This is a genomic window from Ensifer sp. BR816, assembly GCF_000378985.1.
In the GTDB taxonomy this organism is placed as follows: domain Bacteria; phylum Pseudomonadota; class Alphaproteobacteria; order Rhizobiales; family Rhizobiaceae; genus Sinorhizobium.
This window is the reverse complement of sequence record NZ_KB905370.1, coordinates 2,871,515-2,886,021: the sequence shown is the minus strand read 5'-3', so window position 1 is coordinate 2,886,021 and position 14,507 is coordinate 2,871,515. Positions and strand designations below refer to the sequence as shown.

Annotated in this window: 10 protein-coding genes; 1 reads left to right on the top strand and 9 read right to left on the bottom strand. The window is 60.7% G+C overall.

The genetic code is table 11. From position 1 onward, the window contains the following. Positions 1-95: 95 nt before the first annotated feature. From RHIBR816_RS0113925 to RHIBR816_RS0113915, 3 genes are all read right to left on the bottom strand, one after another. Complete coding sequence (locus RHIBR816_RS0113925) at positions 96-974, bottom strand: sulfotransferase (protein ID WP_018237167.1); 879 nt, start codon at positions 972-974, stop codon at positions 96-98. Between the two features lie 169 nt (positions 975-1,143). Further along, positions 1,144-2,463 (bottom strand): HlyD family type I secretion periplasmic adaptor subunit, encoded by a 1,320-nt coding sequence (locus RHIBR816_RS0113920; RefSeq protein ID WP_018237166.1) that lies wholly within the window; start codon positions 2,461-2,463, stop codon positions 1,144-1,146. 24 nt (positions 2,464-2,487) lie between these two features. Beyond that, complete coding sequence (locus RHIBR816_RS0113915; RefSeq protein WP_026186975.1) at positions 2,488-4,227, bottom strand: type I secretion system permease/ATPase; 1,740 nt, start codon at positions 4,225-4,227, stop codon at positions 2,488-2,490. A 772-nt stretch (positions 4,228-4,999) separates the two neighbouring features. Here RHIBR816_RS0113915 and RHIBR816_RS0113905 point away from each other — a divergent pair. Further along, positions 5,000-5,239 carry a hypothetical protein gene (locus RHIBR816_RS0113905; protein WP_018237164.1) on the top strand — a complete coding sequence of 80 codons (240 nt, stop codon included), beginning with the start codon at positions 5,000-5,002 and terminating at the stop codon, positions 5,237-5,239. Between the two features lie 40 nt (positions 5,240-5,279). Here RHIBR816_RS0113905 and RHIBR816_RS0113900 read toward each other — a convergent pair whose 3' ends face one another. The 6 genes from RHIBR816_RS0113900 to RHIBR816_RS0113875 form a co-directional block, all read right to left on the bottom strand. Further along, positions 5,280-6,503: a polysaccharide biosynthesis/export family protein gene (locus RHIBR816_RS0113900; RefSeq protein WP_157628251.1), complete on the bottom strand. Its 1,224-nt coding sequence runs from the start codon at positions 6,501-6,503 to the stop codon at positions 5,280-5,282. Positions 6,504-6,722: 219 nt separating this feature from the next. After that, the gene (locus RHIBR816_RS34130; protein ID WP_157628183.1) at positions 6,723-8,021 is read right to left on the bottom strand and encodes an exopolysaccharide biosynthesis polyprenyl glycosylphosphotransferase; all 1,299 of its coding nucleotides are present in this window, start codon (positions 8,019-8,021) and stop codon (positions 6,723-6,725) included. A 195-nt stretch (positions 8,022-8,216) separates the two neighbouring features. Continuing rightward, positions 8,217-9,425, bottom strand: coding sequence for a glycosyltransferase (locus RHIBR816_RS34125; protein ID WP_018237161.1), 1,209 nt, complete (start codon positions 9,423-9,425; stop codon positions 8,217-8,219). A gap of 164 nt (positions 9,426-9,589) precedes the next feature. Then, a complete protein-coding gene (locus tag RHIBR816_RS0113885) occupies positions 9,590-11,191 on the bottom strand; it encodes a hypothetical protein (RefSeq protein ID WP_018237160.1) in 1,602 nt (533 codons plus the stop codon). 193 nt (positions 11,192-11,384) lie between these two features. After that, positions 11,385-11,948 (bottom strand): transcription termination/antitermination protein NusG, encoded by a 564-nt coding sequence (locus RHIBR816_RS0113880; RefSeq protein ID WP_157628178.1) that lies wholly within the window; start codon positions 11,946-11,948, stop codon positions 11,385-11,387. 188 nt (positions 11,949-12,136) lie between these two features. After that, complete coding sequence (locus tag RHIBR816_RS0113875; protein WP_084811069.1) at positions 12,137-14,230, bottom strand: polysaccharide biosynthesis tyrosine autokinase; 2,094 nt, start codon at positions 14,228-14,230, stop codon at positions 12,137-12,139. Between the last annotated feature and the right edge of the window lie 277 nt (positions 14,231-14,507).

Sequence of the window (14,507 nt, the reverse complement as noted above, 5' to 3'; positions counted from 1 at the left end):
TCTCCTTGCGCCACGGCGAAACGCTTCGCTTTCGGCAGCCTTCCGGACCGCTGCAGCAGGATGATGAATTCTTCCGATTTCGCGTGGTTCGTACGTCATCGCAGCATCGGGGGGACGTCGTAGCCGTAAAAGCCCATCTCCTCCCGCACCTCCGGGATGATCGCCTGCAGCTTTTCGCGATCGAGACGGAGCCACTTCTCCTGACGGGTAGGGTCCACCATCGCCTTGGCGGCACGAACGATATCGTCGCTGCAGGTCAGCCCGCAGTGATCATAGATGCGACGCAAGGTGGTCTCGGTATCCTGCATCAAATCCTCGTAGCGACAGGTCAGCACCCGGTCGTTCCCGAGCTTGGCGAGGTCTTCCCGGGCCTTGCGATTGCCGCGCGCCCACTGACGTGCAATCACGCTCAGCTTGCTGTATTCGCGGAGATCCGCATCTATGCCTTTGTACCGAGGGCCATAAATCGGCGTATACTTCTGCCTCAATATCTTCTTCACGAGTATTTGCTTGACGAAGCCGCCGACGTAGTAATGCAACTGTGTTATCGGCACTACGGAGAGAGTTCTCTTCAAGCCCTTAAAAGTTTTTGTTCTCTGCCACTTCAACTCCATCGAGCTTATGCAAGAGAACGGATTTCTGGTGATGTATAGAAATGTTGCCTCCGGAAAAATCTGGTGCACATAGGGCACACGCAAGACATTCGATGGTGTGTTTTCCATGATCTGGCGGTTGCCGTTACGCAACTGAAACTCGAGGAAGCGGCCGCGAATGTAACGGACGACCTTTTCCGTCGCATCGCCTTCGGCGAATTCATCGTGATGCCGCGCGGGATCCGCGTATAGCCACAGCGTCCTCGGTTCATACCAGGTCACCACGTCCGGATGCAGGCCGATGAGATTCTGCGTTACGGTCGTTCCAGATCGATAGTTGCCGATCAGAAAGATCGGAGGTCTCAGTTTCGTCGCGATCACGGCAATCCTCGTTCACTGAAGTGGCAGGAGATAGCCCTACAGCGCGGCGCGTCTTTTCAGACGCGCCGCGCTGTAGCACTTTGAAACGACGCATCGTGCTTTCCTAATATCGATTCCGATATTCAGGCCGATGCGCCGGGTGTCAGCGGCTCATGCCGCCCTGCTGCGCCTACTGATCCCGGAAGGCACGCATCATCTGGTCCGTCAAAGGCTTCATCAGATAGGAAATCACCTTGCGCTCCCCGATCTCGATGAACACTTCGACCGGCATGCCCGGAACGAGCGCGACGGGACCGAGGCGATCCGGCTTCTCGAAATTCGGCGTAATCCGCGCGACGTAGTAAGCCTCGTTCGTGCGTTGATCGCGCGTCACATCGGCAGCGACCATCGACACGACACCCGGCCCCTCCGGGGTGATGCGCTGATTGAAGGCGCTGAACCGAAGAAGCGCACCTTGGCCGATCGAGAGCTGGTCGATGTCCTGCGGCGGCACTTTCACCTCGACCGTCAGGATGTCGTCGTCGGGGATGATCCGCATGATCGGCTCTCCCGCGCTGATCACGCCGCCGACGGTGTGAATGGTTGACTGATTGACGGTGCCGCTGGTAGGCGCGCGTATGTCGATGCGCAGGAGTTGATCCTCGGCAGCAACCCTGCGCTCCTCGAATTCGGCGATCTTGGCGTCGACTTCGCGCAGCTCGCTTCCGGTCTCGCTCGAAAATTCCTTGTCCAGCTGCAAGATCTGGAGCTCCACTTCGGCGATGGCGCCCCTCGCCTGCGCGATGCTTGCAATCAGCTGCGCCCGTTCGCCATCGATGCGCGTCGCGTCGCGCTCGTAAGCGGTCAGCCTCGACAACGGCGTAAGCTTCCTTTCAACAAGATCACGAATGCCCTCGAGCTCATTGTTGATGAGCTCGATTTCCCTGCCCTTGGCGACCTCCTGGGCCGAATGGCCTTCGATCTGCTTCGCCAGTTGCGCCCTGCGCTCACGCAGCCGCGCCTTGTTGCCCAAACGCGCGATCCGGCGAAGCTCGAACAGTCGGCGCTCGCTGCTGACCAGCGCCGCAACCGCCGGATCCGTCATCCGCTCGAGAAGCATCGGCCCAAGCGTCATCTCCTCAGCGCCGTCGCGCTCGGCCTCAAGACGCGATTTGCGGGCATAAAGCTCGTCGAGGCTCTTCGTCACGAAGCCCAGATTGGCGCGGGGAATAATATCGCTGAGCTGCACAAGCAGGTCGCCGGCTTCGACATGAGCACCATCACGGACGAAAATCCTGCTGACGATGCCGCCGGTCGGGTGCTGAACCTTCTTCTCGTTGGTATCGACGACCACGGCGCCATGCGTGACGATCGCCCCCGAAATCTCGACCGTTGCGGCCCAGCCGCCGACGACGCCGACGAGCAAGGCAATGACGGTGACCCCGCCCAGCAAATTGCGGCGAATGGATCGCCGGTGGGAGCGCGTTGCGTTTATCTGGACGTTTGTCATGGTTCGAGCAGCCTTTCGGACGCCTCAATTCGGCAGCTTCGGTGAGGTAGCAACGAGCTTCGGGCCATCGCTGTTGGCCGGCTGCAGCGACGGAAGCTTCGCGAACACGAGGTCGCGCGGGCCCAGCATATGCATCTGGCCCTCCTTCATCACCATCACGTAGTCGACGGCCGCGAGTATGTTCGGTCGATGCGTCGCGATCACCACCAGGCCGCCGCGTGCCTTGATTCCCCGGATGGCTTCGCCAAGGGCGTTCTCGCCTTCCACGTCGAGATTCGAATTCGGCTCGTCGAGAACGACCAGGAAAGGTTCCTTGTAGAGGGCGCGGGCGAGCGCTATGCGCTGACGCTGCCCAGCCGACAGGGCGGCTCCGCCCTCGCCGATCTGGGTCTCGTAGCCATTGGTGAGGCTGACGATCAGATCATGGACGCCCGCCGCGCGCGCAGCGGCCACGACAGCCTCCGGATCTGCCCCCGGTTCGAAGCGCGCGATGTTTCGTGCCACCGTTCCGGCGAAAAGCTCGACGTCCTGCGGGAGGTAACCGATATGGCGGCCAAGGTGCTCCTGCGGCCATTGATCGAGCGCTGCGCCATCCAGCTTTATCCGGCCCGCCATCGGTCGCCAGGCGCCGACGAGCGCGCGAACCAGGGTCGATTTTCCGGAACCGCTGGCGCCGATGACGCCGAGCCCTGCTCCGGCACTCAGACTGAATTCGATGCCCTGCACGATGACCCGCTGTGTACCCGGCGCACCAACCGTAACGCGATCCACGCTCAGGTTCGAGCGCGGCATCGGCAGCGCCATGGGCTCCGCATCCGCGGGCAGGCGCGACAGCAACTGGCTCAGCCTGCGCCAGCTCTGGCGAGCGGATACGAAGTTGCGCCAATGGGCAATGGCGAGGTCGACGGGCGCCAGTGCCCGCCCAGACAGGATCGATCCTGCGATGATGACCCCAGCGGTCGCCTCGCCATGGATTACCAGCCAGGCGCCCACGCCCAGCATGGCCGACTGCAGCATCAGCCGAAGGGCCCGGGAGAGACTACCCAGGCCTCCCACGACATCGCTGACCCGCTGCTGCTGGGCCAGATGCTCGCGGCTCGTTTCCCGCCATTCGTCCTGGAGGCGCCGGCCCATGCCCATCGCCGCCACGACCTCGGCATTTCGACGGCTCGCTTCAGCCAGGCTGTTGCGCCGGATTCCGGTCGACACGGCGAGACTCGCCGGCTTGCGCGTCAGCAATTCGGTGGCGGCCGTGAATGCGACCAGCACGAGAGCGCCGCAGATGGCAGTTATCCCGAGGACCGGGTGGAAACTCCATATGATCGCCAGGTAGAAGGGCAGCCACGGCAATTCGAAGAGCGCGCTGGGCCCAGGGCTCGCCAGAAATGTGCGAATGCTGTCGAGATCGCGCTGGGGCTGCAGGCCCTCGCCCTGGTGGCCGGCCAGAAGCGGCAGCCGGGCCATGGCGGTGAACACACGTCCCGAAACCGCCTCGTCCAGTGTGGCACCGATCCGCGTCATGACGCGACCGCGCACGAGGTCGATGAGCGCCTGCCCAAGGAAAAGAATGGCGGCCAGTATCGACAGCCCGATCAGGGTCGGGACGCTGCGGCTTGGCAGCACGCGGTCATAGATCTGCAGCATGTAGATCGCGCCGTTCAGCATGAGAATGTTGCTCACGCCGCTGAAGACGGCCACGCCGCCGAGCGCGCCCTTGCAGGAGCGCAAGGCGCTGGCCAGTTCGACTCCGGGCGCCGCCCTGATGCCGAGGGAACGGGAATCCGGGGAAACGCCCACCGAACCCGCGAAAGCGCCTCTCGGCTTTCGCCGCCGCGGAACGGCGACCAACAGCAACCCGAGCGCTCCGACCGCAAACCAGGGCGGGAGGATGTCCATTGCGCCGCCGTTCAGCTCGGACCATTGCTCCGACAGCGCCGCGATTGCGCCTGCGACGGAACCGACGAGCCAGCCAGGCAGGAGCTCGTCCGTGAACCGGAACAGGGCCGCCTGTCCAGCGCCACCGGCAGGCAGCCGGTCAAAGCCGGCCCAGACGAGCGCGAGCAGGATCAACACGCCTCCGGCGATTTGCCAGAGTCCGACGCCGCGCCGGCGACCACGCCGCTGCCGCCGCCTTTGTCCGCGCAACAGCGCCATCGGCTTCGCCGCCGCTCCGTGACCAGGAACTGCGCGCATGCGGCTGCCCAGCACGACGAGGGCTGCACCGAAGAGCATCGCCAAAATGCCGGGGAGAAGATATTGGTCGCCGAAATCCATGCCCAATGCACCTACCTTGGCGATCGCACCAGAAAATCATTCTTCAGAAACGTTCGCGCATCCCTCAAAGGAGGCGCGCCGTGACGCGCAGGGTGACGAACTCGAGGGCGCCGAGCGGATCCGCGTGAAAAAAATGTGCCGCGCTGGGGAACTTCAAACACTGTTACGCAATTATCATTCTTTTACCCTATAGTGCGTGCAACAGTGGTAATGATTTGGACCTGAGGCCACGAACGAAAGACTTAGACAAAGGAGCGGCAGGGTGCTCGAGCTCGCTGTATTGCTGACCATCGGCTATCTGGGAGGATGCTTCAGGCATATCGCCTGGATCTTTCTTTCATCCGGTCTCGTGTTGGTGGGCGCACCCGTTTACTTGATGGTGCAGTTGGGGATCGTTAGTCCCCTTGCATTGATTTTGCTGACTTTTGTGGCGATAGCGACCATACAGTCGGGCTCACTAACTGGTCTGCTCAAGATGCAGACGCCTTCCGAAGCCGAATGAGGCATGTCCTGTGCTGTCCGCCGATGGCAGCACTGCATTCTCAAAAGCCCTTCTTGTCGGTACCCGCGGCCGGGTTGGGACGCGATGCGCCCGGTACATAGAATCCTCGGCTCGCAACGACCGAGACCTCGACGACGTCGCCTGCCCTCACTTCCGTATTTTCATCCGCCACAAGCTGCTGACCCGCCTTCTGGCCGCGCCGGAAAATCGAGAACTTCACGGAGCCCTGCAGGTCATCAAGCGTCCGGTGCTCGCCATATTCAAAGACATACAGGAGCTTGTCCGTGAGGTACTTCAGCTGGCTTGCCAGTTTCGCCAGCGCTACCTGCGTATCCTGTATATCCGCGATCAGCTGAAATTCGTGGGTCTGGCGCTTCTTTCGCAGCTCGCTCTCCAGATTGAGAAGTTCCTGCTGCACCCGCGCCTGCTGCAGTTCCGACTGGGCAAGGTCCAGACGATAGTTGTTGTGGGCGCGCTCCAGCGCCATGACGTTCGAATTGGTTATGAGGCCCTTTTCGCGCAGGGATCGAACGGATTCCAGTTCTTCCAGGTGGTTCTTCGCGGTGCTTTCCTGCTCCGCCCTTGCGCTGGCGATCATTTCGACTTCTTTTTTTACGCGCGCCAGGGAGGCTTCTAGGTAGGATATGTCGTCACGGAACGCGGCAAGCCGTGCCTCCATCTGTGCCTGTTCGGTCCCGACGATGTTATCGATCAGGCTCTGACCAAGTTCGGTCGGCGGGTCCCGCGGAACGACGAAGGTGTCAGCCAGCCGGCTCTCGGCATGCAGGCGGGCAAGTTTGACCTTCAGGCGGTACTCTTCGATTGTCAGGTTTGCTCGTTCGCTCCGCAGATCCGCAATCTGCAGCGCCGGAACGGAGGCGCCGGCCGTCTGCGGACGGAACCCGCCGGCCAGCGCCAGTGCGTGGCGAACGGTTATTCCCGGCTGGAACGGATAAGATCCGGGGTGAGCGACTGCACCAGAAATGAAAAATGGCCGGTACTGCCCGATCTCCACCTTGACGTACGGATTGAGGATCAGTTTCCGCTGCTGGAAGGCGCGCTGGATGTCCCGGGAAAGAGCAATGGGGGTCAGGCCGCGCGCTTCAACGTCACCCAAAAGCGGAAGAGATATCGCGCCACGGTCATCGACCACGACCTCCAAAGGATAGGTCGCCTCGCCCAACACCGATATCCGCACGACATCGCCCGTGTCGAGGACGTAGCCGTCCGCGCTGGCCACATCCGCCGCAAGCAGCGCCAGCATGATCAGCAACGCCCGAAACGCCGAGCGCCCGACATCGAGCCCTTGGCCGATCCGAGCAAGAAGCATTCGGCCCCAGGCGTTCCTTTTGAACGGCTGCGATGGAAACGATCGAGCGACACACCACTTCATTGTTTTTCCCACGGCGGTCCTACCGCGCTTCGTTCTTCGCGTTTTGGTCATCATCGTGAATGCAGGCACGACCAACGTCCCAACGCCACTTCAAAATGCATTGCTGTGAACCAGGACGTGGAATGTCCTGAACAGGATCCGCATGTCCAGCCACAGGGACCACGTGCGGATATATTCCAGATCCGCGGCAACCCGGCTCTCGATGTCGCTTCTTTTTTCGGTAGGGCCGCGATAGCCACGGATTTGAGCAAGGCCCGTCAGACCTGGCTTCATGGAATGACGTTGCCAATAGGCCGGCACGACTTCCCAATAAAGAGCGCCTCCTGCCGATGCGCCCAGTGCGTGCGGCCGGGGTCCCACGAGGCTCATTTCCCCCTTGAAAACGTTCCAAAGCTGGGGCAGTTCGTCGAGGCTCGTGTGACGCAGAAAATGTCCGAGCCGCGTCACGCGCGGATCGTTCCTCTCCGTGAGGCGACAGCCGGCCGCGTCCGTCACGTCAACGCGCATGGTCCTGAATTTGATGCAGTTGAAATATCTGTTGTTGGTGCCGATCCGCTTCTGCAAGAAGAACGCCGGGCCGGGCGAATCGAGCCGGATGAGAATGGCCAGAACAGCCACGAGCGGCACGATCACAGGCGCCGCCAGCAGAACGAACGTCAGGTCAAAGGCTCGCTTGAGCGCCCGCTTGCGCAAGGTCAGCGGTTCGGTAGAGACGACCAGGGTCGGCGTCGAGTCGAGGTAGCGGAGCGCCAAGGGCTTCAGATCCGCAAGTCCGGGTTCGAGAAGTTCCGTTTCGAGGCCGATCTGCCCGAGGAGCCGGGCCCACTCTTGCCGCTCCTTGACCGCCTGGAACGACAAGACGATCCGGTCCGCCCCTGCGACGGCGACCGACAGATCGTTCAGAAAGTTCGGATCCGTCTCTACCGGGCGCCAGTCGCATGCCCTGACGTTGATGGTCGCAGCCACCTTGCGGTCGCGGTTCGAACGGACACTCTCGTCGCCCAGCAGGACGACCCTTGCCTCCGTTTGATCACTCTTGCGCAGCAGTCCCGCCGCAACGGTCCAGCGAAGGGCGGTGAGGCCAACGGCAGCAAGGCTCAAGAATAGAAGCGTTTCTTCCCATGAGAAATTGCTTATGACCTTGAAAGCGAGCGCGGCGAGAAGCGAAAGGCCGGTTGCTGCGGCCAGGCAGGAAAGCGCACTCTGGACAGAAGCCGAGGCTATCCGCAGCGTGGACAAGTGGTACGCGTCAAAGCTCCAGGCAGCAATCAGGTAGGTTGGGATAACGACGTATGCAATCTTCGGGCTTTCATCGACGCTTGCCATTCCGAAGTAATAGAACTCGGCAGTAACTGCGGCTGCAAGTATTACTCCTAAGTCGCCGAGCATGGACAGAGAACGAAAGAGCAACCGAAAAAGACGCCGACTTGTCGCCCGCTCGTTACCGAGCGGAAACGCATTACGCCAGAGACGCGTGGATTCGGCCGATACTTGAGTCACAACACACCTCCCGGAGGGTTTTTCGGGACGAACTTCTTGACGTTTGAAGAGGGGGCGACCTGCGCAGAGCGACAGGCGCCGCGTTTAATGCCGTTGCAAGGCCTGCCAGCGTCCAGGGTTTGCCCTGGCATCCGAAGAGCTTGGCGCGAACCGGGATCCGAGGACGGACTGATAAACCGTCTCGACGCTGTCGCACATCGCATCGAGCCCCCAGGACGTCAGGTCGGTTCGCCTCGCGCCGTCCGCCAGCCGGGCGCTGTATGCCTCGTTCTCGAGGAGATCGGCCACCGCTGCCGCCGCGGCGGCGACATCCTGTGCCGGCGTCACGACGCCATTGACGCCGTTCCTGACGACCTCCTCGAGGCCGGGCAGTTCCGACACGACGCAAGGCCGACCGCCCGCCAGATACTGCATCACGACGCGCGGCAATCCTTCCCGCATCGACGTCAGGACACATACATCCGCCAGATTGATCAGTTGTTCCGGCGCGGAATGGTAGCCGATCAGATGGATGCTGCCTGCCACCGGAGACCGTGCGATTGCCGCCTCGACCTCGGGGCGTCCGGGCCCTTCGCCGGCCAGAAGCAGCCTGACGTTTGGGATGCGCTCGACCACCTGCGCAAACGCTTCGATGAACGGGACATGGCGCTTTCTGGGCTCCAACGCAGCCAGCATCAACACCACCGGCGGCTTTGGATCACCGGGAGCGATACCCAGTAGCCGAGGCGTCTCGTCCGGCCACCGGGCCTGGGAGAAACGCTTCAGGTCGAAGCCCGAATGAACGACATGGTGTTGGTCGGGACCTCCGATGTGGTGGGCGATGCAAATGTCGCGCATCGATTGACTGACGTCGATGAAAGCCCGCGTGAACCTTGCCGTCAGGCGCTCGGCCGCCAGAAATATCAGCTTTTGCGCGTTGCCGACGTGCAGGAAGGGCAGGATGTGCACGCCATGTATGATGCCCGGGACATTGGCCTGCCTGGCGGCAAGTCGGCCGATGATGCCGGCTTTGCTTTGATGGGTATGCACGATGTCGGGATGCCATTCGAGCAGAAGGCTGTTCAGTTGCCTCAGCGCCGCAACGTCGCTCGCCGGCGACAGCGGATGAACGAGCGTGTCGAGCGCCACCACCCGCATCGCTTTGCCAACCGAGGCCCGTAACGCTGCGTCATACTCGTTGCCGTGAACCAGCAATACCTCATGACCGTGATTGGCCTGCGCGAAGCAACATGCCAGCGTATTCTCCTCCGAACCCGCCCGAAGCAGGCGGGTCAGCACGTGAACGATCTTCATTTGAGTGTATCTCCGCGAGCTTGCATGGCTGCAGACGACGCCTTGGGCCGGAGCCGTCGGGCGGAAGGCGAAGCGAATTCCGGGGCGCCAGCCCCCCGGCACCGCCGAAGTGCCGCACCCGGCCCCTGTTTGATGTGTCTTTGCTGGAAGGCTGACCGTTTTGACTACAAAGAGAGCCAGACATGCTTGAACAGTTCCCGATTGACCGCCTCGGCACTGCCGCTGGCGTCAATGGCCCGGATGTCCTTGTCCCGCGCCCGAAGCTCGGCCATCAGCGCCATACGCGCCTCGAAACCCTCTTTGCTGATTTCTCCGGGCTTTCGCCGCTGTGACACCGCAAAATCGGAGACGAGGTGCAAAGTCAGATGCGGCTTGCACGCGTCCATGTCCCGGTAGAGTTTCTGTTCAAGCCGCGCCAAAGTTGCCAGGCCGGGGACGGAAGCGAGGTTCGGCGGGATCATCGGTCCGTCCAAATACCCGTCGCGGAGCGCCTGCGGCCACCGGTCGCTGATGACGATCTGCCCGCGCGTTGCCCATCGATGCGCACGCTTCACAACCGCGTGTCGTTCGATCGCGATCAGCACGCCCCACAGCGCCAGCCCTACCGCGAGCAGTTTCCCCTTTGCTCCGCTTGGCGGATCCTTGCGGTCGCCTCGAACGATGTTCTTGAATTGGCGCCGGCGGGACGTCACCAGATACTGCAGCCCCTTGCGGAACCACCATCCCCTGCCCTCACCAGTCCCGACATAGGCTTGCGCGCAGCCGAACTTCCATCGGAATGCCCGTGTCAGCAGATCGACTTGGGTGCTCTTGCCCAATCCGTCCGGCGCGACGAGCGCCACGACGAGTCCGCCGGTCAAAGGGCACCGTTTTGCCGGGATAGCGCCTGGCACCAGTTTCCCGAGCAGCCGCAGCGCAAGATAGGAGCTCTTGCGGATGAAATGGACCGTCGCATCCGCGAGCCCGGCTCCTTCGGAGAACCCGCAGCCATGGCGGATCGACCGACGCAGCTTGGCCAGATCCGCGCTGTGCACCACGAAACTGTCGTCGCTCGGCCGAATTCTGCAGGTCATGGTGCTGCCGCGGCCAAACTTGTATTCGACGAGATGGAAATCCTCGTCGCCGGCCCGGGGGGGCAGACGCGATAGCTGCTCCTTCCAGTAGCCGGGCACCGCCACCCAGCGCGTCCATGGACGTGTCCAGACACGAAAGGCGAAACGGGCGATCGCCATCCGGATCTCGTCTTCGACGGATGCGATCGGGATCGAAATCCCGTCCGCGGAAACCCGCTCCCAGCGAGCGATCTTCGAATAGTCGAAGGCGAGGTAGCGCTTTCGAAACTCCCAGCCGATGCGGATGCCGATGTGCAGGTCGATATGGAGATACGCCCCCCGCATAAAATCGGGGATGAACCAGTCCTCTCGGCCCGCGCAGACATTGTCATAGCAGGCGAGGCTCACACCGCGCAGGCCGTGCAGCTCGGCCATGATCGAGCAGAAAGCCGGATAGTCCTGCTTGTCGAGCAGCACATCCATATCGTCGCGGCCGGCAAGAGCCTCGGGCAGGCCGTCGATATCCTGGACCACCCCGTATCTCGCCCCGGCGATATCCAGCGCCCGGAACAGCGTCGCGGCAACCGGCAGCACCGCGCCGCTCATGGTCGTCGCGGCGGCAGGAGATGCGGCTCCGATCTCGGCGGGCGTCGCGGGCACCGCCGTGTTGCTGGCCGTCTTGCGGGTCCGGACAAGCGCTTGTTGGAGGTTCATTCTGTGTTCCCGTGACTGCTGGTTGATCGCAAGGAGCGTGGTTCCTTGCATCGCTCGGGCGCTCTGCCCTTTGAACGATCGGACATTTTTGCAAGCTACCGCAGCGAGGGTGAATCGCATCACTCACCACCCGAGAGATATTCCTTGCATTCCAAGAACAGTCTTTGCCCCAACCAGTACTATTATATTAGAATTATCTAATAATCAAGCATTTATCTCTATTTATATATATCGGAACGGAACGGTTCATAATATCCAACAGGACTCTAACCGCTCCGGTCCGCCCGACATAATCCAATGTCCCGAGTTGATCTGCGAATGGTCCATCTGCCACCCGAATTGTCTGCCCCGGCACCAGCAGGCTGCTCGGATGTAGGAATCCTTCTTCATCCGTGGCCAAGATCAGAGACTCGACGACCCCGTATGGAACAGGTATCGGCGAGCGATCACTCGTGACGAGCTTGCGCACGCCCACAGTCGAGTTGATCGGGGTCCACCTCTGCTTGCGAATATCCAGCGAGACGAAGAGGTAGCAATCGAAGTATGCGCCGGAGACCGTCCTGATGCTGCGCGCATGGCGGACGGTCCGACGTCGCTTCGGCAGGTAAGTCCGAAATTCTTGTGAGGACAGATGCCGCTCGGCCAGACTCTCACAATTCTGGTGCGTCTGAACCACGTACCAGCGTGCGCTCCGTGCCTCGTGCAAGGTTTCGGACGGCTCCGCAGCCGAATCGTAGTGTGCGTTATCGTTCCGCATCATCGCCCCCAAATTACTGGAGGCCGCATCAGGCATACAAAATAAAAAACTGCCAGAACGGCCAATTAATATCGTATTAATAGAGTTAAATTGTAATATTCATGCATACTGCTGAAGTTTAATAACGCAAAAGCTGATAGTATACCCTGAATTTTCTTTTTAGTTCATGCCAGCAGATTTAATTTCCATTAATTTAAGTAGTATCCATCCGACATATTTCCCTCGATGGACACGTAGCGGCCGTATCTCGGCAGCTTAGGCTCATCAACCATGGTCAGGGCGATACCGGCGATCTTGGAACGACCGCCGAGATGCCGAATCGCCTCGGCCACGACTTCACGCGAGGTTTCACGCCACTTCACGACAAAGAGCACTTTCTCCGCATAGCGCCCCAGGATGGAGGCATCGGCGGCGGGCCCTACCGGCGGCGCATCGATAATCACCGTGTCGTAAGTTTCCCGGAGCTCATCGATGAGCGAACGCATCCGCGCCGAGGTTAGAAGCGCTGGGGGATTCAGCGTCTTTGCACCCGCGGGCAGAACGTGAATTCCGGAACGCTCGTCCAGATGGATTGCTTCGGCGGGACTGATCGGCAAAGTCAAAAGGTCGACCAACCCGACTTTTTCCGTCATGCAGAAGAACTTCGTGGCAGCCGAAAGCCGCAAATCAGCGTCGATGATAAGAACACGCTCGCTGTCGGCGGCCGCCGAACACGCCAGGCTCAACACGAGAGTCGTCTTGCCTTCGCCCGGCATCGCCGACGTGACCAGCGTGACGCGCTGCTGGCAATCCACTTCGGATATCCCGTCGATACCCAGCCGGAGTCGCCGCACGGCTTCGCTGTATCGGGACAGGGGCTTGTGCCCCAGATATGCCACGGGCTGCGCCGTGGACGTCTTCGTATCCGACCACTCCGTCATTCTTGGCATGGAGGCAAGAACCGGAAGGTCCAACGTCTCTTCCACCTGGCGCCTTGCCATAAAGCCGGATGAAAAGAGCTCACGAAGAAAGGCGCCGGCGGCTCCTAGAGCGACGCCGAAAACCACGCCCAATGCGGCGAAAAGCGGCCTGTTCGGGAAGCTTGGCTCAAGCGGAACAACGGCATGCGTAATCACGCGCACGCCGCTGTTGAGCAGAGTGGATTTTTCCTCGGCGATCTTGGCGCGGGACAGGAATGTCTGGAAGAGCTCCTTGTTCGCAGCGGCAATCCTCTCCAGATCGCGCAACTGCACGCCAACCTGATCTTCGATCTCTGATTGGTTCGATACCGAGGCCAGCGCCCGGGCCAGAGCAGCCTCGCGAGCTTCGGCCGCCTCGGCCTCATTTCTGAGATTGCCGATGAGACGGCGAATCTCGGCGGAGATCTGTTGCTCGATGTCGCGGCGCTCCACCTGGGCGGTCATTACCTCCGGGTGCAGTTCGCCGTATCGCAACAGAAGATCGGCTTCCTTGCGCGTCACCACAGACTGCTGCGCGCGCAACGCACTAACAACGTCCGACTGCAGTACGTCGGGTATCGTCTGAGCGTCACCGCCCGTCCGAAGCAGTTTCTCGGCCTGTTCGAACTTGGAACGCTTCGTCGTCAGTTCGGCGCGAGCGTTGATGAGCGCGATGTTCAATTCGGACAGCTGCTGCTCGGTCAGGCTTCCTGATTTTGTCGCCAGCAGCTTGTGTTCCATGCGGAATTTCTGGACCGCATCCTCCGAACGGCTCAGTTCCTCGCGCAGAACTTCTGCTCGCTCGCTCAGCCATGTGGAGGCCTTCTTTGCTCCCTCATACCGGGACTCGATGCGGTCAGCCACATAGGCCTGGGCAATCGCGTTCGCGAGAGATGCCGCCTCGTCCGGATCGTGACCGGTCACGGTAAGCTCAATCACGTCTGCAAGCCCGACGCGCGACACCTCCAGAGCACCGTTGAGCCACTCCAGGGCGCGCGCACCGTCATCGACGTCTTCCATGAGCTTCTCGCTGTCGACGACCTTCTGGAGCAGCGAAGCCGACGTCAGAACGGCAATCTCACTTTCGATGAACGTCGTATTGTCGCGCAATTCCGTTCCTGCATCCTGAGATAAAATGTAATCTTTTGGAGCATCGAGAAGTATTCTCGAAACTGCCGTATATGATGGAGTTGCTATAAATGATATGCCGACAAACGCCGCAAATGTTACGGCAGAAACACACAGTATGAACTTCCATCTACGAATAATGAAATCGACAATTTCTCTCACATCGAGCATTGCAGGCTCTGGTGTTACCATCGCACTGTCGGTGGATCTCTGCATCTCCAAATCCCTTAGCGACAACGATCAGTTCCGCCACTACATTAGAGGAACGGCCTGCACGATCGTCTATGCACAGCCGCGCTCATGCGCGCACACCTAAGGATCCGCGTCCCGATACCTCGCACGTTCAAGTCATCTATTTCGCAGCCGTTGACCGATCGAGCTGCCAACCACCTAAGAGCATATCAGGTTCGCGGATATACGTGCCATCAGCACTAGTGCGTAGTAAGTTGAGGCACTTCATGAGGGGAAGAACACTTTTCGCCTGTCAATATGC

What these genes read in the sequence shown, in the direction of transcription:
- RHIBR816_RS0113920 (WP_018237166.1), bottom strand. Translation starts at nt 2,463, where the DNA reads ATGACAAACGTCCAGATAAACGCAACGCGCTCCCACCGGCGATCCATT.
- RHIBR816_RS0113900 (WP_157628251.1), bottom strand. Translation starts at nt 6,503, where the DNA reads ATGCTGGCGCTGCTTGCGGCGGATGTGGCCAGCGCGGACGGCTACGTC.
- RHIBR816_RS34130 (WP_157628183.1), bottom strand. Translation starts at nt 8,021, where the DNA reads ATGCTCGGCGACTTAGGAGTAATACTTGCAGCCGCAGTTACTGCCGAG.
- RHIBR816_RS34125 (WP_018237161.1), bottom strand. Translation starts at nt 9,425, where the DNA reads ATGAAGATCGTTCACGTGCTGACCCGCCTGCTTCGGGCGGGTTCGGAG.
- RHIBR816_RS0113885 (WP_018237160.1), bottom strand. Translation starts at nt 11,191, where the DNA reads ATGAACCTCCAACAAGCGCTTGTCCGGACCCGCAAGACGGCCAGCAAC.
- RHIBR816_RS0113880 (WP_157628178.1), bottom strand. Translation starts at nt 11,948, where the DNA reads ATGCGGAACGATAACGCACACTACGATTCGGCTGCGGAGCCGTCCGAA.
- RHIBR816_RS0113875 (WP_084811069.1), bottom strand. Translation starts at nt 14,230, where the DNA reads ATGCAGAGATCCACCGACAGTGCGATGGTAACACCAGAGCCTGCAATG.